The organism is Pelagibius sp., from assembly GCF_965227505.1.
Taxonomy (GTDB): Bacteria; Pseudomonadota; Alphaproteobacteria; order Kiloniellales; family Kiloniellaceae; genus Pelagibius.
In genome coordinates this window covers 117,784-143,215 of record NZ_OZ245757.1, presented here as the reverse complement: position 1 = coordinate 143,215, position 25,432 = coordinate 117,784, and the positions used below count along the sequence as shown (strand labels likewise).

The following is a 25,432-nucleotide window of genomic DNA, read 5'->3' as shown; positions in this document are numbered from 1 at the left end:
CTGCCCCGCTTTCCCGATCGACTTTTATGGTCACCTATACCGTACCCAAACCGGCCCCGGCCTAGTCCTTGGTGACGTCGTGGTACCTGTTGTCGTCAAAGGCCGGGCCGATGATGAAGCCCTTGGTGTCGGCACGCACGCCCGCCACCTCGGCCTGCTGGAACATGATGACGAAGGGCGAGGTCGCCTGGTGCGCCTTCTGGATATCCAGGTACATCTCGGCCCGCTTCGCCGGGTCCCGCTCCAGGATCGCCGCATTGGCCATCTGGGTCATATCTGGGATATCCCAGGAATTCCGCCACGCCAGAGGCTTGGACTTGGCGTCGTCGGAGTTATCCGGGTTGCGCGCGAAGGTGTCGGCGTTGGTGTGCGGATCCTGATAGTCCGGTCCCCAACGGCCGATGTAGATGTCGTGGTTGCGCGCCCGGTACTTGGTCAGGGTCTGCTTGCCGTCGCCCGGAATGATCTCCAGATCGACCCCGCCCTGGGCAAAGGTTGCCTGGATGGACTGGGCCATATCCATGATCGGCGAGGTGTTCCGCGTGTCCATGGTCACCTTGAAGCCGTCCGGAAAGCCGGCCTCGGCCAGCAGCTGCTTGGCCTTGGACACGTCCAGCGTGAAGGGCGTGTCTTCGAGCGCACCCAGGAAGCCGCGGGGCAGAAAGGCCTGATGCACGGACATCAGGTCGCGGACGATGGTGCCCTCCATGCCCTTGTAGTCGACCAGATACTTCAGGGCCTGGCGCACCTTGGGGTTGGAGAGCGCCTCGTGCTTCTGGCTGAGGCCCAGATAGTAGATGGCGCCCTTGACGCCCACCTGCACACTGAGATCGCTGTTGTTGCGCACGCTCTCGAGCTGATCCGGCCCCAGGTTGCGGGCGATGTCGATGTCGCCCTTCTCCAGCAGCAACTGCTGGGCCGAAGGCTCGACGATATGACGGATGATCACCCGCTTCATGGCCGGAGCGCCGCCCCAGTAATCGTCGTTGCGGTCGAGCAGCAGGGACTCGTTCGGCTTCCACTGGCGCAGCTTGAAGGGCCCGACGCCCGCATAGTTGGTGCGCAGCCACTCGTGGCCGAGATCGCCGTCCTTCTCGTTCGCCATCACCGTCTCCTTGTCGACAATGGAGCTGATGGTGGCGGTCAGGCAGTAAAGCAGGAAGGTCGGCGCATAGGCCTGGTCGGTCTCGATGACCAGGGTCATCTCGTCGGTCGCGCGGATCTTGTCCGCCACATTATCCGGCGTGAAGCCGAACTGTGTGAGAATGAAGGCCGGCGACTTGTCGAGGATGATGGCCCGCTGCAGCGAGAAGGCCGCGTCTTCGGCGGTCATCGGGTTACCCGAAGCGAACGTCACACCCTCACGCATCTTGAAGGTATAGGTTTTTCCGTCGTCCGAAATCGTCCAGGACTCGGCGGCCACGCCGAAAAGGTTCGACACGTCCTTGGGGTCGTAGCCGATGAGCCGGTCATAGGTGTTGCCGGCATATTCGGCGCCGGAGAACTCGAAGATCTCGGCCGGATCCAGCGTGATGATGTCGTCAATCTGGAACGCCATGACAAGGGTGTCACGGGGCGTCTCCGCAACGGTCGGTGCCGCCGTCACGGCCATCGTGGCCGCCACGACACAGGCGAATAGCTTCCTCACGATACGTCTCCCTAGATGATGCCCGCGCGGGCAACGGTGCTGCTTGGGGGCCCTTGGGCTCTCTCCAGCGGCGCCCGACAATATTAACCACTGATTTACTGTGGTCCAGCGCTCATCTGGAAAAGGAAAAAGTTCGCGATCTCAAGACGATGCGCCCGGCGGGCGGCCTCAATCCTAAGCTGCAAGCTTGGCCAGCTCGTCGAGCATCAGGCGGACACCCTTGACCCGCGCCGCTTCGCTGTCCCAGGCCCGGCGGTAGACCAGAGTGTGGTCCGGACGGAGCTTCACCTCACCGGCCTGCTTCTGGATGAAAGCGATGAGGCCGGCCGGGTTGCCGAAGCTGTCGTTGTGAAAGGCCACCGTCGCGCCCTTGGGACCGGCATCCAGACGCGCCACCCCGGCTTCCCGGCACAGCCGCTTGATGGTCATGATCTGCAGCAGGTTCTCAACCTCCGCCGGCAGCGGGCCGAAGCGGTCCACCAGTTCGGCGGCGAAGGCGTCCACCTCGGCGCGGTCGACGAGGGTCGACAGCCGCCGGTAGAGCCCCAGCCTGAGGTTCAGGTCGGTGACATAGCTTTCCGGGATCAGCACCGGCATGCCGATGTTGATCTGCGGGGTAAAGCTCTCGGCGGCTTCGGCCTCCGCCGCCTTGCCGCCGGCTCTTGCAGTGGCCACCGCCTCCTCCAGCATCTGCTGGTAAAGCTCGACCCCGACCTCGCGGATATGGCCGGACTGTTCCTCGCCCAGCAGGTTGCCGGCGCCGCGGATGTCCAGGTCGTGGCTGGCCAACTGGAACCCGGCGCCCAGGCTGTCCAGGGTCTGCATGACATTCAGCCGCTTTTCCGCCGCGGCACTGAGAATGCGCCCCGGCGGTAGTGTCAGGTAGGCATAGGCGCGCACCTTGGAGCGGCCGATCCGCCCGCGCAGCTGATAGAGCTGGGCGAGACCGAACATATCGGCGCGGTGGATGACCATGGTGTTGGCGGTGGGGATGTCGAGGCCTGATTCGACGATGTTCGTAGACAACAGAATGTCGAACTTGCGGTCGTAGAAGTCGGTCATCACCGCTTCCAGCTGGGTCGGCGGCATCTGGCCGTGCGCGACGGCCACCTTCACCTCCGGAACCAGCTTCTCCAGCCGCTCGTAGAGCTCTGTCAGGTCCTTGACCCGCGGGCAGACAAAGAAGCTCTGGCCGCCGCGGTAGTGCTCGCGCAGAATCGCCTCGCGGATGATGACCGGGTCGTACGGCAGCACGAAGGTGCGCACCGCCAGGCGGTCCACCGGCGGCGTGGCGATCAGGCTCATCTCCTTCACGCCCGACATGGCCATCTGCATGGTTCTGGGGATCGGCGTCGCCGTCAGCGTCAGAACGTGGACGTCTTCGCGCAGAGATTTCAGCCGCTCCTTCTGCTTGACGCCGAAGTGCTGCTCCTCGTCGACGATCAGCAGGCCCAGATCCTTGAAGGCGATGGACTTGGCCAGAACGGCGTGGGTCCCGACCACGATCTCCACGCGCCCCTTGGCCAGGTCCGCCTTGGTCTCGTTGGCTTCCTTGGTGCCGACGAGGCGGGAGAGCTGGCGGATCTGCACCGGCAGGCCGGCGAAGCGCTCCTTGAAGGTCCGGTAGTGCTGGCGGCACAGCAGGGTGGTCGGCACCACCACGGCCACCTGCTTGCCGGCCATGACGGCGAGGAAGGCGGCGCGCAGCGCCACCTCGGTCTTGCCGAAGCCGACGTCGCCGCAGACCAGCCGGTCCATGGGGCGGCCCGCCGCCATGTCGGCCAGGGTCTCCTCGATGGCGCGCAACTGGTCCTCGGTCTCCGGAAAGGGAAAGCGCGCGCAGAACTCGTCGTAGAGACCCTCGGGCCTCTCCATGGCCTCGGCCCCCTTGAGGGAGCGGGCGGCGGCCAGCTTGATCAGCGCATCGGCCATGGCAGCGATGCGCTCCTTCACCCGCGCCTTACGCGCCTGCCAGTTCACGCCGCCCAGCTTGTCCAGCTCCACGGCGTCGTTCTCGGAACCGAAGCGCGACAGCACCTCGATGTTCTCCACCGGCACGAAGAGCTTGTCGCCGCCGTGGTAGATCACCTTCAGGCAGTCGTGCGGCGCCCCGCCCACGTCCAGGGTCTCCAGCCCCTCGTAGCGCCCGATGCCGTGGTCGACGTGGACCACGAGATCCTTCTCGTAGAGATCGGAGATCTCGGTGAGGAAGTTCTCCGCCCGCCGCTTGCGCCCGGCCGCACGGGCGATGCGCTCGCCCAGAATATCCTGTTCGGTGAGGAAGAGAACGTCGCCGAGGCGGAAGCCCCGCTCGATCCCCAGAACGGCGAGACCGACGGCAGCTCCCGAAAGCCCGCCGATCGCGGACCAGCCCTCCACGGCCTCGGTCACGAGTTCCGCATGCTCCCTGACCAGGGCCGCCAGCCTGTCGAGGGCGCCGGCCGTGAAGGCGGTCAGGACGACTTTGCGTCCCGCCGCCTGCTGGCGCCGGATCTGCTGGCCGACCGCGTCGTAGAGGTTGCCCTGGCCGGCCGCCCGTTCCTCGGCGAAATCGACGCCGGGCCCGGCGCCGGCGTCGCGCACGGTCTCGCCCTCCGGCGCAGCGAAAGGCGTGAACTGCCCGCCGGACCGTGACGCCAGCGCTGCGTCCCACTCGCTGTCCTCGAGGAACAGCGCGGCCGGCTCGACGGGCTTATAGACCCAGCCGCCGGTCTCGCCCCCGCCCTCCAGGCTCTTGCGGGCATTGTAAAAGTCCAGGATGGTTTCCCGCCGCACGGCCCGGGCTTCGTTCGCCTGGTGATCCAGGGTGACCCCCGCCCCCGGCAGGTAGTCGAGCAGGGTCACCAGACGCTCGTGGAACAGCGGAAGCCAGTGCTCCATGCCCGGATGGGCGCGGGCCGCGCTCACCGCTTCATAAAGCGGATCGTCGCGGACGGCCCCGAAAGTGGAGCGGTAAGCGGTTCGAAAACGCTCGATGGCGGACGGTTCGAGGATGACCTCGCTCACCGGTTTCAGCGTGACGCTGTCAACCTGCTCGGTCGTACGCTGCGTCAGCGGATCGAAGAGTCGCAGGGTCTCCAGTTCGTCGCCGAAGAAGTCCAGGCGCAGCGGCTGCGCCTGTCCGGGCGCGAAGACATCGATGATGCCGCCGCGCACGGCAAATTCGCCGGGCTCGCCGACGGTCTCGACCCGGTAGTAGCCGTTCTCAGCGAAGAAGGCGTTCAACCTTTCCGCCGGAATGCTCGTCCCGGCCGTCAGGGTCATGACGCGTCCCTCGAAGGCCTCGGGCGGCGGCACCCGCTGCAAGAGCGCGTTCACGGTGGTGATCACGACCTGCCGCGCGCCTTCGGCCGGCTGCAGCAGCCGCGTCAGGACATCCAGGCGCCGGGCAATGATGTCACGGTGCGGGCTCACCCGGTCATAGGGCAGACAGTCCCAGGCCGGGAAGACCATGGTCTCGATGTCGGGCGCGAAGAAGCGGAGCGCATCGGCCATCCGCGCCGCCTGGGCGTCGTCCAGCGCAACGTGCAGCCAGCGCCCCGCGCTGTCCGGCAGGAGGCCGGCCAGATAGAGCGCATCTGCCCCCGGGGGTGCGGAAGCGATGGTCGCTCGCGCCGACGCTGCCGCGTCGTGCGTCGCCAGGGCGGAAGCAGTATCGCTCATCGGGGGTCTGTCGTTTCGGTTTTCTGCGCTGTCATCTGCCGCGCGGCACCGGGCTAGCGCGTGCGGGGCTTGTACTCGAAGTCCAGGAGCAGCCGCAAGACATCATGATCGAATTCAGCGGGCGGCTGGCTGCGGCCGAGGATCCAGTCATAGACGACCGGCTCGGGCACGTCCAGCAGGGCCTCGAAACGCCCCAGTTGAGCGGCATCGAAGCCGTTGAGATGGGCATCGGCGAAGCTGCCGATCAGCAGGTCCATTTCCTGCGTGCCGCGGTGCCAGCTGCGGAAACGCAGCCGCTTGCGGCGGTTCTCGAGAGATTCGGTCATAGTGCTTTCTGTCATGGCGTAGCCCGGGAATTGGCATAGGATATAGAGCGATCCTGCCGTTTTGTCAGGCTCCCCGCTGTTCCGACCGATCCCGTCCTTCATACCGCCCGTCACTCATTTCGCCCCGTCCACCCGTGCGCCCCGAGATTCTCTTTCCCCTTTTCGCCCCCGCCACCAGCCTCACGGGCGTCGGGCCCCGTTTTGCCGCACTCTTCGAGGGCCTGGTGGGCGGCCCGGCGGTGATTGATCTCTGCTGGCACCTGCCCAGCGGCCTCATCGACCGGCGCTACGGCCCGCCCCTTGCACAGGTTCAGCCGGGGCGTATCGCCACCCTGACGGTTGAGGTCGGCGAGCACCGCGCACCGCCCAATCGGCGGCAGCCCTACAGGGTGTTCTGCCACGACGACACCGGCGAGCTGGAGCTGGTGTTCTTTCACGCACACCGCGATTACCTGGCGAAGGTCCTGCCGTCCGGACAGACCCGCGTGGTCAGCGGCAAGGTGGAGATCTTCAACGACCGCCTGCAGATGACCCATCCCGACCACATCGCCGAACCGGCCGAGGCCGAACGCGTAAAGGCCGTGGAGCCGGTCTATCCTCTGACCGCCGGCCTCAGTCTCAAGGTGGTCAGCAAGGCCGTCCACGCGGCGCTGGAGCGCCTGCCGACGCTGCCGGACTGGCTCGATCCGGCACAGCGCCAGCGCGAGGGTTGGCCGGCCTGGGACAGCGCCCTGAATCAGGTGCATAGCCCCCGGGACGAGGCCGACCTCTCCCCCCTCAGTCTCCCGCGGCGGCGCCTGGCCTACGACGAACTGCTGGCCAATCAGCTGGCCATCGCGCTGGTTCGCGACCGCCAGCTGCGGCAGAAGGGCCGGTCGCTAAAGGGCAGCGGCCATCTGCAGCAGCGCGTTCTGGAGAGCCTGTCCTTCGCCCTCACCGGTTCTCAGCGCCAGGCCGTCGCCGAGATCACGGCGGACATGGCCGCGCCGCACCGGATGCTGCGTCTGCTGCAGGGCGACGTCGGCAGCGGCAAAACGGTGGTCGCCCTGCTGGCCATGCTGGCGGCGGTGGAAAGCGGCTGTCAGGCGGCGCTCATGGCACCGACGGAGATCCTCGCCCGGCAGCACCACCAGACCATCGCACCGCTGGCCGAGGCCGCCGGGGTGCGGCTGGAAATCCTCACCGGCCGGGACAAGGGCAAGGCCCGCCAGACCCTGCTGGACGATCTCGCCGACGGCACGGTCGACATCGTGGTCGGCACCCACGCCCTCTTTCAGGAGGACGTGGCCTTCCGCGATCTCGGCATGGCGGTGATCGACGAGCAGCATCGCTTCGGCGTCCACCAGCGGCTGACCCTGACCGGCAAGGGGCGGGCCGTCGACGTGCTGGTGATGACGGCGACCCCGATTCCGCGCACGCTGATGCTGACCGCCTATGGCGACATGGACTCCTCCCGCCTGACGGAGCGGCCGCCGGGCCGCCAGCCCATCGAGACCGTGGCCCTTTCCCTCGACCGCCTGCCGCAGGTCATCGCCGCCGTGGAACGGGCGCTTGCCAAGAACGCGCAGGTCTATTGGATCTGCCCGCTGGTGGAGGACTCCGACCACAGCGATCTGGCGGCGGCGGAGGCGCGCTACGGCGCACTCACAGAGCGTTTCGGCGCGCAGGTGGGGCTGGTGCACGGCCGCATGAAGGCGGCGGAGAAAGATGCCGTCATGGAACGCTTCGCGGAGGGTGCGCTGGGCATCCTCGTCGCAACCACCGTGGTCGAAGTCGGTGTCGACGTGCCCAACGCCACCGTCATGGTTATCGAACATGCCGAGCGCTTCGGGCTCGCCCAACTGCACCAGCTACGCGGGCGGGTCGGGCGCGGCACGGGCAAGTCGACCTGCCTTCTGCTGTGGCAGGGCCCGCTGGGGGAAACGGCCCGGGCACGCCTGACGATCCTGCGGGAAACCGACGACGGCTTTCGCATTGCCGAAGAAGACCTGCGGCTGCGCGGCGCCGGCGAACTGCTGGGCACGCGCCAGAGCGGCCTGCCCGCGTTCCGCCTCGCCGACCTGGCGCTGCATGGCGATCTCCTGGCGACGGCCCGCGACGATGCCCGTCTGATCCTGGACAAGGATCCGGAACTCTCGGGCGAGCGCGGGCAGGCGCTGCGGACCCTGCTCTATCTCTTCGAGCGGGACGCCGCTGTGCGTTTCCTGCGGTCTGGCTGACCACGCAAACGCGCTAGGCGCCGGACTCCGACGGCCGCGCGGCAGCGCGACGGTTCAACACCAGTGAACGGCTCCACGCTCTTGCAGGCTGTTCGATCAGGCGGTAGGTCAGCATCGACACGCCGATGACGATGAGCAGGTAGGAAAGCAGGTAGAGATCTCCATGCCAGAATTCCGTTCCGATGATCCTGGTGCCGTCAGCCTGTTGGACAACGTCCAGACCAATGTGTTTCTCGACGGCGTCTGCCGTCTTCAGAATCAACCGGCGAACCAGCATATGGGTCATGTAGATCGAGTAGGATAGGACACCCAGGAGCAGAAAGGCACGGTGTTTCAACACCGAAGACAGGGCTCCTCCTTCGAACGCAAAGAGCAGCACTGCTCCACAGAAGACGTACGGAAGCAGCAGCGAGAGCTGGCTCGAGGTCGACTCCATGATGGCAAGGGCCACCAGCAGGACGGCGAGCGCTTCGAGCAATGAGAAGTGAACCCGGCGCAGCGGCAGCGACCCCCAGCGGCTCCGGATTACCCCGTAGAGCTGCCAACCGACAGCACCGGCGGCGAAGCCGTAGATCGATCGGATCAGCCCGTAATCGTAGCCCGCCCCGAGGCTGCCGTGCAGTGCAGCAAGGGCCAAGGGACCGACCAAGAGAGCGCCAATGAGAACCCAGGTCATGCGGGCGCGGAAAAGCAGCAGGGCCACCGCGAAAACGACGTAGGTGTAGAACTCCGTGCTGATGCTCCAGCTCGGCGTGTTCCAGGTATAGAACTGGTGGATGCCCAGCGAGTGAATCAGCAACAGATTGGTCGCAATGGTACTCGGCGCGGTCTGCGGTGTGGAAAACGGGGGCTGAAAGGCAAGGGCCTGCAGGCCCGGAAGGAACTTGAGCAGTTCCAGACCGACAAAGGCCGTGAGCATCGCCAGATGCAGAGGATAGAGGCGGCCTACACGCAGCAACAGGAAGCGGCCGACCGAGGCAAGGTCGAAGAGCCGGCTGCCATAGTTCGCCGCTATAACAAAGCCGCTGAGGACAAAGAAGAAATCAACGAAATAGTATGCCTGCCGAAGCAGCGAAAGATCCTGCAGATGGCCGACAGGCCCGGCATGGAAGGCCGCCACAAAGCAGGCGGCGATCCCGCGCCAACTGTCCAGGACCAAGAACCGGGGAACTGGCTCGGCCGTAGCAGGGGACCAAGCCCCGATCTCTGCATGTGCCGCGGTAGACTTGTCGCGGGCTACGCCATCCGTACTCATGCCATCGATGCCTGCGCCCGCCGGCAGTTCCCGGTCGCTGTCCTCATCGCCCCCCACGGGCCGCTCGGTTAGAGCTGCCGTGGTTCTAGCATTGGCAGCCGAGGCTGGGCAGCACTTTGTGCGGCAAGGGGTCCTGCAAACGGCGGCGCCTCTGCGCCAAGATCTTCGACTTGGGTGCGGTGATGCGGTCGCGCGGGGATTCCGAACTGCAGTGCTGGCTGATGCAGCTGGTCAGCCGCTGTGGGCGATGGGCGGCGTCTGGCTGCCTGCGTCGCCCTCGCCGACAACGGCGGGACGGCGGTCCGGCGGCGTGACGATCCCGCCTGACACCACCATCTTGATGCCTTCCTCCACCGTCATGGTCAGGGCGCGCACTTCCCCGCGCGGCAGGAAGAGCAGGAAGCCCGAGGTGGGGTTGGGGGTGGTGGGCAGGAAGATGTTGACCGTGTCGTCAGGCGTCAGTTCCTGAATGCCGACCTCGGCCGACCCCGTGATGAACCCCAGGGCCCAGCAGTCCGCGCGTGGATATTCCAGCAGCACCACCTCGCGGAAAGCCTGGGACTGCTCCTTGAACACAGTCTCCAGGATCTGCTTGACCGCACTGTAAAGACTGCGGATGACCGGCATCCGGGCCAGCAGCCGCTCTCCGCTTGCAACGAGGGAGCGGCCGAGGAAACCGGCAGTGAGGAAGCCGACCAGGATGAGGCCGACAACGACCACCAGAACACCCAGCCCGGGAAGGCTGAAGGGCAGATAGGTCTCCGGGTTCCAGCGCGCCGGAATGTAGCGCACGACGTTGCTGTCGACGAAGGACACGAATTCGGACGCCAGCCAGATGGTAATGGCAAGCGGCGCGGTCACAAGGATACCGGCGAAGAAGTAGTTGCGCAGCCGGGTGATGAAGCCGGCCCGGGTCTTCTGCGGCTTATCCTTGCGCCGCCGCCGGATGGTTTTCCTGGCATAGGCCTCGACCTGGGCCTTGGCGGCCTCGGCGCCGGACAGCTGTCCTTCTTCAGTGGTTTCAAGATCGTGGTCAGGCACAACGATGCCGCCGGAGATGACCAGCTTGATCCCCTCCTCCACCGTCAGGTCCAGGTGGTAGACTTCCTCCCGGGGCAGGAACAGCAGAAAGCCGGTCGTCGGGTTCGGGGTCGCCGGGATGAAGACGTTGTAGACGGTATCCGCGGTCAGGCTCTGCACCTCGCCCACGGTCTCGCCGGTGATGAAGCCCACGGCCCAGCAGCCGCGGCGCGGATACTCGATCAGCACGACCTCGCGGAACGCCGAGGAGGACTGCGACAGCACGGTCTCGAAAACCTGCTTGGTCCAGCTGTAGACCGAACGGACGACCGGCACACGCGCGACCAGCCGTTCGCCCATGCCCATGACCAGGCGGCCGATATATCCGGCCGCGAGGAAGCCGACGAGAACCAGGAAGAGAACGGCGACGATGAGCCCAAGGCCGGGAATGCCGAACGGCAGGTAGCTCTCCGGGTTCCAGCCCGGTGGGATCATCGGCGTGATGCGGTCGTCGATGAAGGTGATGACGCGCCAGGTCAGCCAAAAGGTGATCGCCGCCGGCGCGGTTACCAGGATGCCGGCCAGAAAATAGTTGCGCAGGCGCGTGCCCAGGCTGTGCTGCGTTTTGTCAGACAAGGGGGGTGACCCCCGGCCGAGCCAGACCCAGGCGCTGAATTGGCATCACAGGGCCGCGCCGCAAGTCGGCGCCGGCACATGGAATCCCTGTCATCTGAATGCTTGCAAACAACCTCATGACCCACATCCCCACCTGGCTCATGATATGGGCATTGTGGGCGGAAGTACCAGAGAGACCGCGTCCCGGGCGGAGTCGCGGGGCCCGGCTCGGCCCCAAACTGCGGTCAAAGCCCTAAGGAAGCGCTAACACCGGCGTCCGAAGGCGGGTACGGCAAGGAAGCCCGCCCAATTGCCGGGATTGCCCGGCGGCAGTCTGCGCGATCCCAAAGTCTTCCGATTGAAGGCTTGGTGCGGCTGAGAGGACTCGAACCTCCACTTCCGTACGGAAACTAGCACCTGAAGCTAGCGCGTCTACCAATTCCGCCACAGCCGCGACGCTGATGAAGGGGTGCCCCTTCGCATGAACCGAGCCCGGAAACGGGTTGGTGCGGCTGAGAGGACTTGAACCTCCACGGGGTTTCCCCCACAGCGCCCTCAACGCTGCGCGTCTACCGATTCCGCCACAGCCGCAGGTCTCCGCTGGCTCCTGGCCACCGGCTCGGAGCGGGTGTTATAGCGTTCTGCGCCAAAAGGGCAACGGAAATCTGTGCCGAAAAAAGGGCTGGACGGACCTGCGAAACGGGGTCCACCATGCCGCCTGCCGCGGGGTGAAACCGCCGTTTCGTCAATCTGGACCGCGTCTCAGATTATGAAGACAGCTTTGCTGATCGCCGTGCTCGGCGGTCTCCTTCTCGTGTCCGTCATCGGCGGCCTGTTCGTCTGGTGGAGCCTGGGCGATGTCGACATCAGCCTGCACGGCATGATCGCGTTGACGCTGGGCTGCCTGGTCTCCCTGCTGCTCGGCGGCGGCCTCATGTTTCTGGTCTTCTACTCGAGCCGCCGGGGCCACGACGACGACCATCACCGCGGACCGGAAATGTGAGTAGTCGTAACCCTTTAGGGTGAAAACCCTAAGGCTTGACACAAAAAGATCACCCCGCAGATAGAGGCCGCCCCCTAGGCTTCGATCGGTAAGCCTGCAGGGATGGGGACCCTGCCTCCCTGTACGACTTCATGTCTACCAACCCCCGAAGACGGCCGGGGCCCCCTAGACATCCCTGCAGGCTTCCTCTTCTCCAGATCACGAAACCACCGGGCCCGCGCCGACTTCACCCCGCGCAAAGCCCCTTGCCGTGCGAAACAGCGGGGTTCATCATACGGGATGAATGAACCGATCCAGGTGGACCTCTCCGCTCTTCGCGCGCGCCTGATCCTGCGCCGCCGGGAGCTCCTGGATCTAGCCGCGAGCTCGGCGGACAGCCGAAAACCGGTCGAACTGGATCAGACCAGGGTTGGCAGGCTGTCGCGAATGGATGCGCTCCAAAGTCAAGCAATGTCCCTGGAGGCTGAACGCCGCCGCAAGGCGGAGCTGCAGCGCATTGAAGCCAGCCTGAAGCGCATCGAATCGGGGGACTACGGCTACTGCGTCACTTGCGGCGAGCGTATCCCGCTGCGACGCCTGGAACTCGACCCCACCCTGCCCACCTGCGTCGGCTGCGCAGGAAAAGCCGGCGGCGATTGATGCGTGCCGGCTTTCGGAACCGCCGCCCGCCGCCGCTCTCCCCGTCCCTTTGAGAACCAACCGCCCGTGCGTCCGTTCATTCTCGTAACCCCGCTCCGGCTTCGCGCCCTGGCCGTGGCCGCCGCAGTCATCGCAGCCTGTGCCGCCGCCGGTCCGCCGGCCGCGGCGCAAAGCGTTCCCGGTTCCCCCCCGGAGACCCTGTCCGCCGGTCAGGCGACCGAGTGCTGGCGGGGCTGGGGCTACATTCTGGACGGCCAGTCCCGCGCCTATAAGAGCGAGGAAATGCTGCTGGTCACCCTGGGACCGACACTCTGGGAGGCTGGACGGGCTGTCGAGCTTTTCGTGCTGGACCGCGCAAGCGGCCACATCTCGGAGCTGCCGCCGATCAGGGTCATTCCGCAGACACCGCGGCTCTATTACCGCGGGCGCCTCAACTATGTGGACACGGTAGCCGCAATCGATGGCTCCGGCGATTTCATGACCCTCGGCCTCAGCCACATAGAGCCCGCGCCCGCGGGCGTTCCCGCCAAGGAAGACTTCAATCGCTGGGCCTGCGGCCTGGGCGAGTGAAGCGGACCGCGTTTGGACGAAACAGCTTTGTGATTCAGCCCAAATCAGCGGATCTGATCCGGCCGCTGCGCAAAGCCCGCGTTCGGCGTTCCATGGAGTCTTCTCAGCAACGTGCCTTGTGCAGAGATTATATACAATACAACATGTATTTAACGGCGATTTATTTTAAATTTATTTGAATTTCGAGAGATCATGGTTAACAACATCTAAAAATTTAGTTGATTTTCTCTTAACATTGCCAAATAATAGCCGCACTTCAGGTATGAAGAATGCGGAGGCGATGACGTCATGTTGGACGTCCTGCAATGGATCTATGGGCCCGGCGCCGAAGCCGACCCCTACTATGTCCTGCTCAGGGACTTCATCGTGCTGATGCCCTGGTGGTATCCCTACATGTGGCTGGGCATCATCATGGCGGTCGTTTGCTGGCGCGCCCTGCGGAGCTTCCGGCGGAACCGCCAAAACCGGGCCGGACTGAAACGGGTCCGCAGCCGCGTCCTGCGGCTGGCCGACGGACCGGACGGTCGCCTCGAAATCCCCGGGGCCGCCAATGACGACCACCCGGCACTGAACGGGCGCTCGCTGGCCATCGACTGACCGCCAAGGCCGCCGCCGCGCCGGCCTCTCCCACTCTTCTCAGGTTCTCCCGCCGCCCGCTCTGCGGGCAAGGGCAGATTTCACCCGGCAGGATTTGCCGCGCCCGACCGAATGTTCTCCGCCCGGAACTGGGCCTGCCCGGCCGAGCCCGGGAATCCTGCGCCTGCCGCGGGCCCACGCAACTGGCCCGTCGATTGCAAAGTCTGATCTGTGCAGTGACGGGCGGAGGACGCTCGTCCAGCGACGTGCAGCGCAGATGACAGGAGCAGGGAAACGCGCATGACCTTCACGGATCTCTCCCGGGCAGACCCCCAGACAAACGAGGCGATGCAGTGGTTTCATCGGACCAGCGGCAAACCCCGCGAGGCGCTGCGCATGCTCGAAGAAACCCTGGCGGTGCCGGAGCCGGAGCAGCCAAAGGTCTCCGCCGGCGCATTCGTCGAGCAGATCGACGAAAGCATCCAGGAGCAGGGCCGTCGCGAGGTGATGTCGGTCCTGGTCAATCTGCGCCAGAGTGAGATCAGAGCCCTGGTGCGCCGCGCCGCCCATGCCAAGGGGCGCTATCTCGCCGCCCTGATGGAACTGCCGCGCAGTCAGGCCAGCCGCAAGACAGCCATTGAGGAAGTCGCCCTGCTGAGGCGGGAGTTCGAAGAGCTGGAGATCGGACTGAAGACGCTGCGGCAACTCGTGCTCGACAGCGACATCGACGTGATCGGCGTCGACTGACGGAGGACACGCCGGGGTTCGCAGCGGCTGTATCGGAAGAGGCCCGGGCCGGGTCAGGCCCAGTTCAATTCAGGCCGGGATCAGTTCAGGCCGGGATCAGTTCAGGCCGGGATCAGTTCAGGCCGGGATCAGTTCAGATAGAGGACGTCGCTGTCGGGCTTGGGCATCTGCAGGATCACGGCTTCCGAATTGCCGCTCAAACGGCCGAGCAGTTCCTCGGTCTCACGCGGGCAGGCGTTGACGACGTCAAGCGCCAGGTCACCGTTGGCGTTCACACGCGCGAAGATTCCCGCCCGAAAGGCGTCGACGATCCATTGTGCCGGATCGAAGCCTTGCTGAGCTTTCATCGCTTCAACCTCTCCCATGCCTACGCACCAACACAGCCTGCACGTCTTGTTTTAACGTTCGGTTACTAAATTGCCGCCGAGATTTGGCGAAAATTCCTGTCTTAGTATTGGTCCGCCGAAGCCCGAATACTGTGGTTTTTCTCACCTCCGGCGATGCGACAATCGGCCCCGAAGATGCTCCTTGAAGTGCACGGCGGAGAGGCTGATCCTGAGCCTCCGGGAGAGCATGCCGGCCCCGTCCCGCTGGCCTCTCCCCTGTTCGTAGCGCCCTGGCCGCAACGCCCTGGCCGCAACGCCCTGGCTGCCGCCCATACCCGGGCTCTTGCAACCGGATGGCCGAGCGACCCTCGCGAGGAAGCCGCTTTGACACCTCAGGACCGGTCTTTTCTCGGGTTTCTTGCCCGGCATCTCGCCACCGGCATTGCTGCAGGGGCGCTCTTTGGCGCCGCCATTCTGGTCAGCGACTTTGCCGGGCTGCGCCGGCTGACGTTCTCCAGCGACACCCCGATCCTGGTGCTGGCATTGCTGTTCTTCGGACTCTTCATCACCTTCGGTTCGGTCTCCATGGCCGCGAACCTCATGATGCTGCAGCGCAAAAAAGACGACTGACCGTCGCGCCCCATACCCCTGCCCCATACCCCTGCCCCAGCCCTCCGGCCAGCCGCAATCCGAGCATCGGCCGCAAGCGAATGTTTACCCCTGGGTGTGACAATACGCACAAGAGTGTGAACCGCACGTCGCTAGCCTGCGACTAGGGATCGAGTGATCGGTACGGGCAGACGACGTCCGACCGGCTGTGAGAGACCTGAATCAGGGGAGAGAACAATGGCAAACCATTTGATGTTTTGGCGGTCGACCGGCTTGGAAGAGACCATCCGCAAGAACCACCCGCCGATGGGAACCCACCGCGAGCGGCGTCACCTGCCCTGCGCGCAGCATTCCTCGACCGAACTGGCCGCCTTCGAGCGCAGCCTGCGCCGGCCCGTCCGCTCGCCCTGGACCCGGATGCGGACCACCAAGCACTGACCTTTCGGGCAGGAATAGCTTGGGTTGGGTTGGGTTGGGCTGGGCCGCGCCGCGGCCTCTCCCCTTCCAGAACTGTAGAAGATTTGACGCTCCAGCCCCTCCCAAGAGGTCTTCAGGGAGTCCTGCGGCTAGGACGCGGCCTTGGCGGGCGCCGTGACAGCGGCGTTGCCACGGGAACGCGCGGCGGGAAAGACGACCGAGACCGTGGTGCCGCGGTCAGGCGCACTCTCGACCTGCACCTCGCCGTCATGCAACTCCGTCAGCGCTTTCACCAGAGGCAGGCCGAGGCCCGTGCCGCCGCGCTTGCGCGCGAAAACGCTGTCGACCTGGCCGAACGGCTGCATCGCCAGCTCAATCTCCTCCGCAGTCATCCCGATGCCATCGTCGGTGACTGAAAGCACGCAGCGCCCCGCCAGATCGATCTGACTGTAGAGGCGGACGGAACCGCCGGCACGGCTGAACCGTACGGCGTTGGACAGCAGGTTGGTGAGGATCTGCGTAACCAGTCTCGGGTCGCCGCAAAGCCCCAGCGAGCCCGGCAGCGGCGCGGACGGCAGGGCGATGTCGTACTCCCGCGCCAGCGGCGTGACCAGACGGATCGCCGGCTCCGAGATCTCCTCGAGTGTGAATTCCTCCTCTTTGAGATCCAGCTTGCCGGCCTCGATCTTCGTCAGATCGAGAATGTCGTTGATGATGCCGAGCAGGTGGCGCCCCGATGCGCGGATATCGGTGATGTAGTCCTTGTAGGCTTCGACGCCGATCGGCCCGTGCACTTCCCGCTCCATCAGCTCCGCAAAGCCGATGGTGGCATTGAGCGGCGTCCGCAACTCGTGGCTCATATTGGCGAGAAACTGGGTCTTCGCGCGGTCGGCCGTCTCTGCCCTCATCTGCGCCTTGACGAGCCCCTCTTCGATCTCCTTGCGCCGGCGCAGCTCCTCCTCGAGCTGAGCGTTCATCTCTTTGCGCCGCCGCGCCTCCGCCTTGAACTCGTACCAGCGCCGCCAGGCGAACCAGCCGAAGGAGACCGTCAGCAGCATGACCGCAATGGGGATCTCGTCCACTTCCCAGGCTTCGTGATCCTCGGCGAAGTCCTGCCACATCTCGGCCAGATCGAAGGCGCCAGCCACAAGGAACGCGAGCAAGAAGCCGAGGGTGGCGAAGATGATGTCGACGGCTGCATTCGGCAGCGTGTAACGCCCGATCCGCATCACGAAGTCCAAGAGGTCACCCCTGTTACCGCCAAGCCATTGCAGTATTTGCTAAAAATACAAATTCGGAAAATCAGCCTAGCCTCCTGACTTATAACGATTGGTAAAGAAAAGTACACGAAATAACTATTTTCATACTCTTGTAGTCGAAAGGGCCGGACAATGGCCGCACCCCCGGCAGGGCGGCCAGGATGCGGGTCTGCCCGACGCTGTAAGCGATCCCGCGGAAGAAGCCGGAGTGCCTTGGCTGATGAAAGCGGTGTTCCTGCCGACCGTGGCCTTGCCGCAGCGGCGCGGTCCATGGCCCGGAGCGCAGCCCTTCCGAAGGAGGCTGCCGGGAGAGGCTAAAGCGCAGGAGTGATGGTGAGCCCGGCAGGGATCGAACCTGCGACAACCTGATTAAAAGTCAGGTGCTCTACCAACTGAGCTACGGGCCCCCGAGAGACGGGATCGCCGGCGTTCCGGGCGGTGCCAGAGTGTGGTTAGGACTCCGGCGAAACGGGCCGAAATGCACGGCGCGCGCACCATAAGGCCCGGCCCAGCCCCGGTCAACAGGCCCGGTAGACAGGCCTGGTAGACAGCCCCGGTCAACGGGCCTCGTCTCAACGGCCACCGGCCGAGTGGCCCGACTATCCCTGGTCAGTCCTGCTTGAGGGTCTGCAGGCGTTTGGCCGCGGCCTTGCCATCCTCCTGCTCCAGGTGGAAGCGGTCGCGCAGCCGGGCCGCCACCTGGGGGCCGACGAAGCTGGAGATGTCGCCGCCCAGACGCCCGATCTCCTTGACGAAGCGCGAGGAGATGAACTGCTGGCGTTCGGAGGCCATGAGGAAAACGGTCTCGATGTCGTCATCGAGGCGCGCGTTCATGCTGGCCATCTGAAACTCATACTCGAAGTCGGAGACGGCGCGCAGGCCGCGCACCAGGACCTGTGCGCCGACCTCGTGACAGAAGTTGATCAGCAGACTGTCGAAGCTGTGGACCAACACCTCGGCGCCGTAGTGTTCCATCTGCGCGATCTCGTCGCGGACCATCTCCACCCGCTCGTCGATGGTGAAGAGCGGTCCTTTGCCGGCATTGCGCGCAACCGCAATGACCAGCCTGTCCAGGATCTTGCAGGCCCGGCCGATGATGTCCTGATGGCCGTTGGTTATGGGATCGAAGGTGCCGGGATACACACCGACCAGAGGCTTTTTCATGGTCCTTCGATCTCCTCTTGCTATGAGGTCTCTGGCGGCGTTTCGGCGGCGCCCGCGGCCGGGTCCGCCGCTCCACCGCCATTGTCCCCACCGGTATTGTCTTCGCCGTTATCGTCCTCGTCGTCTTCCTCCGGCAGGTGGGCGACGGAGACGATGCGCTCCCGCTCGTCGATCCGGAACAGCATGACGCCGCGGGTGGTGCGCCCGGCGATGCGGATATCGTCGACCGGGCTGCGGATCAGCTTGCCGCCGTCGGTCACCAGCATGATCTGGTCGCCCGGGGCCACCGGAAAGGCCGCCACGACGCCGGACTCCCGCCCGCCCGGACGGCTGAGGTCGAGGTTGCCGATGCCGCGTCCGCCGCGGCCGGTCAGACGGTACTCGTAGGCCGAGGTGCGCTTGCCGTAGCCGTCGTTGGCGACCGAAAGGATGAACTGCTCCCCCGCGGCCAGTTCGGCCAGCCGTTCGGGCGAGAGATCGATGCCGTTCTCGGGCACCGACTCGCCGTTGCCGTTCTCGCCGCGCCGGCGTGCGGTGGCATAGCGCAGATAGGCGTCGCGCTCTTCCGTGCTCTCGGCCTCGCCGGAGCGCAGGATGGACATGGAGATCACCCTGTCGCCCTTGGCCAGCTTGACCCCGCGCACGCCCGTCGAGGTGCGCCCGGCGAAGACCCGCACGTCGGAGACGCTGAAGCGGATGCAGCGCCCGCCCGCGGTGGCCAGCAGAACGTCGTCGTCGGGCCCGCAGGGGCGCACGCTCACCAGTTCGCTGTCGCCGCCGTCCAGCTTCATGGCGATCTTGCCGTTGGCCGCAACGCGCACGAAGTCCGAGAGCTTGTTGCGGCGTACGTTCCCGTCGGAGGTCGCGAAGACGACGTACATCCGGTCCCAGGTCGCCTCGTCCTCCGGCATCGGCATGAAGGTGGTGATCACCTCGCCCTCCGCCAGCGGCAGCAGGTTGATCAGCGCCTTGCCGCGGGCCTGGGGCGTGCCGATGGGCAGGCGGTAGACCTTCAGCTTGTAGACCATGCCGCGGGAGGAAAAGAACAGCACCGGCGTATGGGTGTTGCAGACGAAGACCTGGCTGACGAAGTCCTCGTCGCGGGTCGCCATGCCGGCACGGCCCTTGCCGCCGCGCCGCTGGGCGCGATAGGTGGAAAGCGGCACGCGCTTGATGTAGCCGCCGTGGGAGACGGTGACCACCATGTCCTCGCGCTGGATCAGGTCCTCGTCTTCCTGCTCGAAGCCCTGCTCCTGAATGACGGTGCGCCGCGGGGTCGCGAAACGCTCCTTCATGTCCGTCAGTTCATCGCGCAGAACGCCCAGCAGGCGCTCCCGGGACGAAAGGATCTCCAGGAACTCGCGGATCTCGCCGGCGATCCCTTCCAGTTCGGCGGCGATCTTCTCGCGCTCCAGCCCGGTCAGCCGCTGCAGGCGCAGGTCCAGGATCGCCCGTGCCTGGGCTTCGGAGAGGCTGTAGGTGCCGTCCTCCTCCACCGCCCGGCCCGGCTCGTCGATGAGCGCGATCAGGGGCGCCACGTCCTGGGCCGGCCAGCGCCGGGCCATCAACTGCTCGCGCGCCGTCACCGGGTCCGGCGCCGCGCGGATCAGGGCGATCACCGGGTCGATGTTGGCGACCGCGATGGCAAGGCCGACCAGCACATGGGCGCGGTCGCGGGCCTTGCCGAGACGGAAGGCGGTGCGCCGCGTCACCACCTCTTCGCGGAAATCGAGGAAGGCGGAGATGATGGCCCGGAGATCCAGCACCTCCGGCCGGCCGCCGTTCAGCGCCAGCATGTTGCAGCCGAAGGAGCCCTGGAGCTGGGAGTGCCGGAAGAGCTGATTCAGCACCACCTCCGGCTCCGCCTCGCGGCGCAACTCGATCACCACACGCAGGCCCTGGCGGTCGCTCTCGTCGCGGATGTCGGAAATGCCCTCGATGGTCTTGGCGCGCACCAGTTCGGCAATGCGTTCCTGCATGCGGGCCTTGTTCACCTGATAGGGGACCTCGGTGACGATGATGGCCTGGCGATCCTTACGGATCTCCTCAATATCGGTCTTGGCACGCACCCGCAGGCTGCCGCGGCCGGTGTGATAGGCATCGCGGATGCCGGCGCGGCCAAGGATCACGCCGCCGGTCGGGAAATCGGGGCCGGGTATGATCTCCATCAGTTCGTCGATGCTGATGTCCGGCTTGTCGATGGTGGCCAGACAGCCGTCGATCACCTCGCCCAGGTTGTGCGGCGGGATGTTGGTGGCCATGCCGACGGCGATGCCGCCGGCGCCGTTGACCAGCAGGTTCGGGAAGCGCGCCGGCAGGACCACCGGCTCCTGCGTCGACTCGTCGTAGTTGTCCTGGAAGTCGACGGTGTCTTCGTCGATGTCGGCCAGCAGGGCGTCGCTCGCCGCCCGGGTCAGCCGCGCCTCGGTGTAGCGCATCGCCGCCGGCGGGTCGCCGTCCATGGAGCCGAAATTGCCCTGGCCGTCGATCAACTGCAGGCGCATGGAGAATTCCTGCGCCATGCGCACCATGGTGTCGTAGATGGCGCTGTCGCCGTGCGGGTGGTACTGACCCATGACGTCGCCGACGACTCGGGCCGACTTGCGGTAGGGCCGGTTCCAGTCGTAGCCGGCCTCCTTCATGGCGTAGAGGATGCGCCGGTGCACCGGCTTCAAGCCGTCACGCACGTCCGGCAGCGCGCGGGCCACGATCACGCTCATCGCGTAATCGAGGTACGAGCGCTTCATCTCGTCTTCGATGGTGACCGGCGTTATGTCGTGATCGGAGGTCGGCTGTGTCGGATCTGACAAGTTATCAAGGCCTTGAGACGGTCCCGGGCCCCAGTGCCCGGGCAAAGAACGGACGGCCGCAGGGGGCCGCAAAGAGACAGAGCGCACACGATCCGCAGGGCGATCCCCTCGTCTCCCGAAGTGCTGGACCGAAGCCGGTCCGAAGCCCGGGAGGGCCCCCGCGAGTCGCTCATAAGACTATAGCAATGCAGCCCAGGCACGACAACTCTCGCGCCTGCGAAAGGCCGCCAAAATTCGTATGAATATCAGATAGTTAGGAAGTGTGTCCGGGCGTCCTGGCAAAACCCGGGTCTGCACAGGCGCAACAATGCCCGGCGCGACGCAAAACCCGCGTTCCGGTTGTGCCGGATCGTCGCCCCCACCCCCAATACGGACAACCGCGCCACCGCCCGCGCGAAGCGCAGGCTTGGCGCTGACAGCCCGGAATTACCGACCTGGAACTACCGACCTGGAACTACTGGGGAGCGGAGCTTCTAGAACGGGATCTCGTCGTCCAGGTCGCCGGCCGGGGGCGGACCACCCGAGCCGCCGCCCGGTCCTCCGCCGGAACCGCCGCCGCTGTAGCCGCCCTGGTCGCCGCCGCCGAACCCGCCGCCACCGTCCTGGCGGCCGTCCAGCATGGTCAGTTCGCCGCGGAAACGCTGCAGGACCACCTCGGTCGTGTAGCGGTCCTGCCCGGACTGGTCGGTCCACTTGCGGGTCTGGAGCTGGCCTTCGATGTAGACCTTGGAGCCCTTGCGAAGATATTTCTCCGCCACCTCGGAAAGCCGCTCGTTGAAGATCACCACCCGGTGCCACTCGGTGCGCTCGCGCCGTTCGCCGCTGTTGCGGTCGCGCCAGGTCTCGGAGGTGGCCAGCGAGAGATTGGCGATGCGGGTCCCGTCCTGAGTGCTGCGGATTTCCGGATCGCGCCCCAGGTTGCCGACCAGAATGACCTTGTTGACGCTCCCCGCCATACCGACTGTCTCCAATTTCAGAGGTTTTTCCTAGAAGCGCGCGACTCTAGCGCGTCTGGCAGGTCTATGTCAGCAATGCCGTCCGCGCAAGGCCGCCGGGGCCATCAGGGGGTCGATTTTCGCGCGCCCATCCTCCATATTGCTTCCTGCCGGTCGCTCGACGACCATGGTATCCAAACCAGAACCCAAGCCCCCGAAAGGCCGTGCCGATTTGATGCCAAACGGTCCGCAAGGTCCTGTGATCGCGATTCGTGGCGCCCGCGAACACAATCTGAAAAACATCGACGTCACCCTGCCCCGCAACAAGCTCGTGGTGATCACCGGGCTGTCCGGTTCTGGGAAGTCCTCCCTTGCCTTCGACACCATCTATGCCGAGGGCCAGCGCCGCTATGTCGAATCCCTCTCCGCCTATGCGCGCCAGTTCCTGGAGCTGATGCAGAAGCCGGACGTGGACTCGATCGAGGGGCTCTCGCCGGCGATCTCCATCGAACAGAAGACCACCTCCAAGAACCCGCGCTCCACCGTCGGCACGGTCACCGAAATCTACGACTACCTGCGTCTGCTCTATGCGCGGGTGGGCGTCCCCTACTCGCCGGCCACGGGCCTGCCGATCGAGAGCCAGACCGTCAGCCAGATGGTCGACCGGGTGATGGAGATGCCGGAGGGCACGCGGCTCTATCTGCTGGCGCCCATCGTGCGCGGGCGCAAGGGCGAGTACCGCAAGGAACTGGCCGACCTGCAGAAGCGCGGCTTCCAGCGGGTGAAGATCGACGGTGAGCTGCACGAGATCGAGAGTGCCCCGGCGCTGGACAAGAAGCGCAAGCACGACATCGAGGTGGTGGTCGACCGCCTGATCGTCCGCGAAGGGATCGAGACGCGCCTGGCCGACAGCTTCGAGACGGCCCTGGGGCTGGCCGACGGTCTGGCCTTCACCGAAGAGGCCAACAAGGCCGGCACGCGCACCACCTTTTCCGCGCGCTTCGCCTGCCCGGTATCCGGCTTCACCATCGACGAGATCGAGCCGCGGCTGTTCTCCTTCAACAACCCCTTCGGCGCCTGCCCCTCCTGCGACGGGCTGGGCGTGACCCTCTTCTTCGATCCCGACCTGGTGGTGCCGGACGACAAGCTGGCGCTCAGCGAGGGGGCCATCGCGCCCTGGTCGCGCTCGGCCACGCCCTCGCCCTACTATCAGCAGACGCTGGATTCCATCGCCCGCCACTACAAGGTTTCGACCCGCACCCCCTGGCGCGAGCTGAAGAAGACGGTGCGCGACGCCATCCTCTACGGCTCCGGCAAGAAGCCCATCACCATGACCTACGAGGACGGGCTCAGGAGCTACAAGACCACCAAGCCCTTCGAAGGCGTGGTCCCCAATATGGAGCGGCGCTGGCGGGAAACCGACAGCGACTGGGTGCGCGACGACCTCGGCAAGTACCAGAGCAACCAGGCCTGCGAGGCCTGCGGCGGCTTCCGCCTGAAGCCGGAAGCGCTGGCGGTGAAGATCGACGGCCACCACATCGGCCAAGTGGCGGAGTTCTCCGTCGCCCAGGCGGCCGAGTGGTTCTCCAAGCTGTCGAAGAAGCTGCGGCCTAAGCAGCGCGAGATCGCCGCGCGCATCCTGAAGGAGATCAACGAACGCCTGCGCTTCCTGGTGGACGTCGGCCTCGACTACCTCACCCTCAGCCGCGGCTCGGCGAGCCTTTCCGGCGGCGAAAGCCAGCGCATCCGCCTCGCCTCGCAGATCGGCTCCGGCCTCACCGGCGTGCTCTACGTGCTGGACGAACCCTCCATCGGCCTGCACCAGCGCGACAATGCGCGCCTGCTGGAAACCCTGAAGCGCCTGCGTGACCTGGGCAACAGCGTGATCGTGGTGGAGCACGACGAGGACGCCATCCGCAGCGCCGACTATCTGGTGGACATGGGGCCGCGCGCCGGCACCCGCGGTGGCCAGGTGGTGGCCAGCGGCAAGCCCAAGGAGGTGATGACGGCGCCGGAGAGCCTGACCGGACAGTACCTCACGGGCATGCGGCAGATCGCCATTCCCGGCCTCCGGCGGGAGGGCCACCCCGGCCAGGCGATAAAGATCCTGGGCGCCGAGGAGAACAACCTGCAGACCGTTGATGCCGAGATTCCGCTCGGTACCTTCACCTGCGTCACCGGCGTTTCCGGCAGCGGCAAGTCGACACTGATCGTCGAGACTCTCTACAAGGCCCTGGCCCGGCGCCTGCACAAGGCGCGCGCCAATCCCGGCAAGCACGAAGGGATCGAGGGGCTGGAATACCTCGACAAGATCATCGACATCGACCAGTCGCCCATCGGGCGCACGCCGCGCTCCAATCCCGCCACCTACATCGGCGCTTTCACGCCGATCCGCGAGTGGTTCGCCGGCCTGCCGGAATCCAATGCCCGGGGCTACAAGCCCGGCCGCTTCTCCTTCAACGTCAAGGGCGGGCGCTGCGAGGCCTGCCAGGGCGACGGCGTCATCAAGATCGAGATGCACTTTCTGCCCGACGTCTATGTCCAGTGCGACGTCTGCAAGGGTAAGCGCTACAACCGGGAGACCCTGGAGATCACCTTCAAGGGCAAGTCCATCGCCGACATCCTGGACCTGACCGTCGACGAAGGCGTGGAGTTCTTCAAGGCGGTCCCCTCCATCCGCGCGAAGCTGGAAACCCTGCAGAAGGTGGGCCTGGGCTACATCCACATCGGCCAGCCGGCGACCACGCTCTCCGGCGGCGAGGCCCAGCGGGTGAAGCTCTCCAAGGAGCTGTCGCGCCGGGCGACCGGGCGCACCCTCTACATCCTCGACGAGCCCACCACCGGCCTGCACTTCGAGGATGTGAGCAAACTGCTGGAGGTTCTCCAAGCGCTGGTCGATCAGGGCAACACCGTACTGGTGATCGAGCATAATCTGGAGGTCATCAAGACCGCCGACTGGATCCTCGATCTCGGGCCAGATGGCGGCGACCGCGGCGGGCGCATCGTCGCCGCCGGCACGCCGGAGGATGTCGCCCGGGTCTCCGGGAGCCACACCGGCCAGTATCTGGCGCCCTACCTAGGCATCTCCAACAAGCCGAAGCGCAAACGGGCATGAGCGGCACGGAGGGGGCGATCCTCTGCCGCCTTGCCGGCAAATCCGACACGGCCGCGGTCGGCGAGCTCTTCTACCGCTGCGACCTGCACTACTGGGGCGACAGGGCCCCCAGCGCCGAAGCCATGGCCACCCACGTGCGCAAGCGCGTGATGGCCGAGGACGCGGCCGTGGAGATCGTGCTGGCCGAGGAGAACGGCGACGCCCTGGGCTTTGCCACCTTCACCATCATGTATCCGGCCCCGGACCTGGGCGGTCAGCTCTATCTCAAGGATCTCTTCGTGCTCGACCGGGCCCGCGGCAAGGGCGTCGGCCTCATTCTCATGCGCTACCTTGCCGCGATGGCGCTGGAGCGCGGCTGCGTGCGCTTCGACTGGACGGCGGAGGAGAACAACCCCCGCGCCATGGAATTCTATGCGCACATCGGCGCGCAGCAGGTCACCAACAAGGTCTACTACCGCTTCGACGGCGCGGCCCTGCGGCGCTTCGCGGAAGGCGACTGACGGCCGGTGGCAGACG

The 25,432-nt window shown here is 65.7% G+C and carries 20 protein-coding genes and 3 tRNA genes; 10 read left to right on the top strand and 13 right to left on the bottom strand.

Annotated elements, in window-relative coordinates:
• Positions 1-61 precede the first annotated feature (61 nt).
• From ACO06P_RS00655 to ACO06P_RS00645, 3 genes are all read right to left on the bottom strand, one after another.
• Entirely contained in the window at positions 62-1,648 is a 1,587-nt protein-coding gene (locus tag ACO06P_RS00655) for an ABC transporter substrate-binding protein (RefSeq protein WP_420348086.1), read from the bottom strand.
• A 174-nt stretch (positions 1,649-1,822) separates the two neighbouring features.
• Positions 1,823-5,311, bottom strand: a complete 3,489-nt coding sequence (gene mfd, locus ACO06P_RS00650; protein ID WP_420348085.1) for a transcription-repair coupling factor — start codon at positions 5,309-5,311, stop codon at positions 1,823-1,825.
• Positions 5,312-5,364: 53 nt separating this feature from the next.
• A complete protein-coding gene (locus ACO06P_RS00645) occupies positions 5,365-5,637 on the bottom strand; it encodes a succinate dehydrogenase assembly factor 2 (RefSeq protein ID WP_420348084.1) in 273 nt (90 codons plus the stop codon).
• Between the two features lie 134 nt (positions 5,638-5,771).
• Here ACO06P_RS00645 and recG point away from each other — a divergent pair, with 134 nt between their 5' ends.
• Positions 5,772-7,856 carry an ATP-dependent DNA helicase RecG gene (gene recG, locus ACO06P_RS00640; protein WP_420348083.1) on the top strand — a complete coding sequence of 695 codons (2,085 nt, stop codon included), beginning with the start codon at positions 5,772-5,774 and terminating at the stop codon, positions 7,854-7,856.
• Between the two features lie 13 nt (positions 7,857-7,869).
• On the opposite strand, the gene ACO06P_RS00635 is transcribed toward recG, so the two are convergent.
• From ACO06P_RS00635 to ACO06P_RS00620, 4 genes are all read right to left on the bottom strand, one after another.
• The gene (locus tag ACO06P_RS00635; RefSeq protein WP_420348082.1) at positions 7,870-9,168 is read right to left on the bottom strand and encodes an acyltransferase family protein; all 1,299 of its coding nucleotides are present in this window, start codon (positions 9,166-9,168) and stop codon (positions 7,870-7,872) included.
• A 174-nt stretch (positions 9,169-9,342) separates the two neighbouring features.
• A complete protein-coding gene (locus ACO06P_RS00630) occupies positions 9,343-10,767 on the bottom strand; it encodes a DUF502 domain-containing protein (RefSeq protein WP_420348081.1) in 1,425 nt (474 codons plus the stop codon).
• Between the two features lie 346 nt (positions 10,768-11,113).
• Positions 11,114-11,200, bottom strand: a tRNA-Leu gene (locus tag ACO06P_RS00625).
• 50 nt (positions 11,201-11,250) lie between these two features.
• Positions 11,251-11,337 (bottom strand) — tRNA-Leu (locus ACO06P_RS00620).
• A 178-nt stretch (positions 11,338-11,515) separates the two neighbouring features.
• Between ACO06P_RS00620 and ACO06P_RS00615 the strand changes: the two genes are divergently transcribed.
• From ACO06P_RS00615 to ACO06P_RS00595, 5 genes are all read left to right on the top strand, one after another.
• The gene (locus ACO06P_RS00615) at positions 11,516-11,749 is read left to right on the top strand and encodes a hypothetical protein (protein ID WP_420348080.1); all 234 of its coding nucleotides are present in this window, start codon (positions 11,516-11,518) and stop codon (positions 11,747-11,749) included.
• Between the two features lie 279 nt (positions 11,750-12,028).
• On the top strand, positions 12,029-12,388 hold the full coding sequence (locus ACO06P_RS00610; RefSeq protein ID WP_420348079.1) for a TraR/DksA family transcriptional regulator: 360 nt from the start codon (positions 12,029-12,031) through the stop codon (positions 12,386-12,388).
• A 66-nt stretch (positions 12,389-12,454) separates the two neighbouring features.
• Complete coding sequence (locus ACO06P_RS00605) at positions 12,455-12,958, top strand: hypothetical protein (protein WP_420348078.1); 504 nt, start codon at positions 12,455-12,457, stop codon at positions 12,956-12,958.
• 288 nt (positions 12,959-13,246) lie between these two features.
• Complete coding sequence (locus ACO06P_RS00600) at positions 13,247-13,555, top strand: hypothetical protein (RefSeq protein WP_420348077.1); 309 nt, start codon at positions 13,247-13,249, stop codon at positions 13,553-13,555.
• Between the two features lie 279 nt (positions 13,556-13,834).
• Positions 13,835-14,281: a hypothetical protein gene (locus ACO06P_RS00595; RefSeq protein ID WP_420348076.1), complete on the top strand. Its 447-nt coding sequence runs from the start codon at positions 13,835-13,837 to the stop codon at positions 14,279-14,281.
• A 128-nt stretch (positions 14,282-14,409) separates the two neighbouring features.
• Here ACO06P_RS00595 and ACO06P_RS00590 read toward each other — a convergent pair whose 3' ends face one another.
• Positions 14,410-14,628, bottom strand: a complete 219-nt coding sequence (locus tag ACO06P_RS00590) for a hypothetical protein (RefSeq protein ID WP_420348075.1) — start codon at positions 14,626-14,628, stop codon at positions 14,410-14,412.
• A 363-nt stretch (positions 14,629-14,991) separates the two neighbouring features.
• On the opposite strand from ACO06P_RS00590, the gene ACO06P_RS00585 reads away from it, so the two are divergent.
• Together ACO06P_RS00585 and ACO06P_RS00580 are read left to right on the top strand one after the other, a co-directional pair.
• Complete coding sequence (locus tag ACO06P_RS00585; protein WP_420348074.1) at positions 14,992-15,237, top strand: hypothetical protein; 246 nt, start codon at positions 14,992-14,994, stop codon at positions 15,235-15,237.
• Positions 15,238-15,453: 216 nt separating this feature from the next.
• Entirely contained in the window at positions 15,454-15,654 is a 201-nt protein-coding gene (locus ACO06P_RS00580) for a hypothetical protein (protein WP_420348073.1), read from the top strand.
• Positions 15,655-15,782: 128 nt separating this feature from the next.
• Here the strand turns inward: ACO06P_RS00580 and ACO06P_RS00575 are convergent, their stop codons facing one another.
• The 5 genes from ACO06P_RS00575 to ssb form a co-directional block, all read right to left on the bottom strand.
• Positions 15,783-16,865, bottom strand: coding sequence for a sensor histidine kinase (locus ACO06P_RS00575; RefSeq protein WP_420349681.1), 1,083 nt, complete (start codon positions 16,863-16,865; stop codon positions 15,783-15,785).
• Between the two features lie 358 nt (positions 16,866-17,223).
• Positions 17,224-17,299: transfer RNA gene (locus tag ACO06P_RS00570), tRNA-Lys, on the bottom strand.
• A gap of 202 nt (positions 17,300-17,501) precedes the next feature.
• Positions 17,502-18,056: a pantetheine-phosphate adenylyltransferase gene (gene coaD / locus ACO06P_RS00565; RefSeq protein WP_420348072.1), complete on the bottom strand. Its 555-nt coding sequence runs from the start codon at positions 18,054-18,056 to the stop codon at positions 17,502-17,504.
• A 20-nt stretch (positions 18,057-18,076) separates the two neighbouring features.
• A complete protein-coding gene (gene gyrA, locus ACO06P_RS00560; RefSeq protein ID WP_420349680.1) occupies positions 18,077-20,803 on the bottom strand; it encodes a DNA gyrase subunit A in 2,727 nt (908 codons plus the stop codon).
• Between the two features lie 536 nt (positions 20,804-21,339).
• Positions 21,340-21,822, bottom strand: coding sequence for a single-stranded DNA-binding protein (gene ssb, locus ACO06P_RS00555; RefSeq protein WP_420348071.1), 483 nt, complete (start codon positions 21,820-21,822; stop codon positions 21,340-21,342).
• 238 nt (positions 21,823-22,060) lie between these two features.
• Between ssb and uvrA the strand changes: the two genes are divergently transcribed.
• Both uvrA and ACO06P_RS00545 read left to right on the top strand, forming a co-directional pair.
• Positions 22,061-24,916, top strand: a complete 2,856-nt coding sequence (uvrA, locus tag ACO06P_RS00550; protein ID WP_420348070.1) for an excinuclease ABC subunit UvrA — start codon at positions 22,061-22,063, stop codon at positions 24,914-24,916.
• Complete coding sequence (locus ACO06P_RS00545; protein WP_420348069.1) at positions 24,913-25,416, top strand: GNAT family N-acetyltransferase; 504 nt, start codon at positions 24,913-24,915, stop codon at positions 25,414-25,416. Before uvrA ends, ACO06P_RS00545 begins: the two co-directional genes overlap by 4 nt.
• Positions 25,417-25,432: the final 16 nt, after the last annotated feature.

Coding starts and splice junctions, on each gene's coding strand:
- mfd (WP_420348085.1), bottom strand. CDS start 5,311: ATGAGCGATACTGCTTCCGCCCTGGCGACGCACGACGCGGCAGCGTCG.
- ACO06P_RS00645 (WP_420348084.1), bottom strand. CDS start 5,637: ATGACCGAATCTCTCGAGAACCGCCGCAAGCGGCTGCGTTTCCGCAGC.
- ACO06P_RS00615 (WP_420348080.1), top strand. CDS start 11,516: ATGAAGACAGCTTTGCTGATCGCCGTGCTCGGCGGTCTCCTTCTCGTG.
- ACO06P_RS00610 (WP_420348079.1), top strand. CDS start 12,029: ATGAATGAACCGATCCAGGTGGACCTCTCCGCTCTTCGCGCGCGCCTG.
- ACO06P_RS00600 (WP_420348077.1), top strand. CDS start 13,247: ATGTTGGACGTCCTGCAATGGATCTATGGGCCCGGCGCCGAAGCCGAC.
- ACO06P_RS00595 (WP_420348076.1), top strand. CDS start 13,835: ATGACCTTCACGGATCTCTCCCGGGCAGACCCCCAGACAAACGAGGCG.
- ACO06P_RS00590 (WP_420348075.1), bottom strand. CDS start 14,628: ATGAAAGCTCAGCAAGGCTTCGATCCGGCACAATGGATCGTCGACGCC.
- ACO06P_RS00580 (WP_420348073.1), top strand. CDS start 15,454: ATGGCAAACCATTTGATGTTTTGGCGGTCGACCGGCTTGGAAGAGACC.
- coaD (WP_420348072.1), bottom strand. CDS start 18,056: ATGAAAAAGCCTCTGGTCGGTGTGTATCCCGGCACCTTCGATCCCATA.
- gyrA (WP_420349680.1), bottom strand. CDS start 20,803: ATGAAGCGCTCGTACCTCGATTACGCGATGAGCGTGATCGTGGCCCGC.
- ssb (WP_420348071.1), bottom strand. CDS start 21,822: ATGGCGGGGAGCGTCAACAAGGTCATTCTGGTCGGCAACCTGGGGCGC.
- ACO06P_RS00545 (WP_420348069.1), top strand. CDS start 24,913: ATGAGCGGCACGGAGGGGGCGATCCTCTGCCGCCTTGCCGGCAAATCC.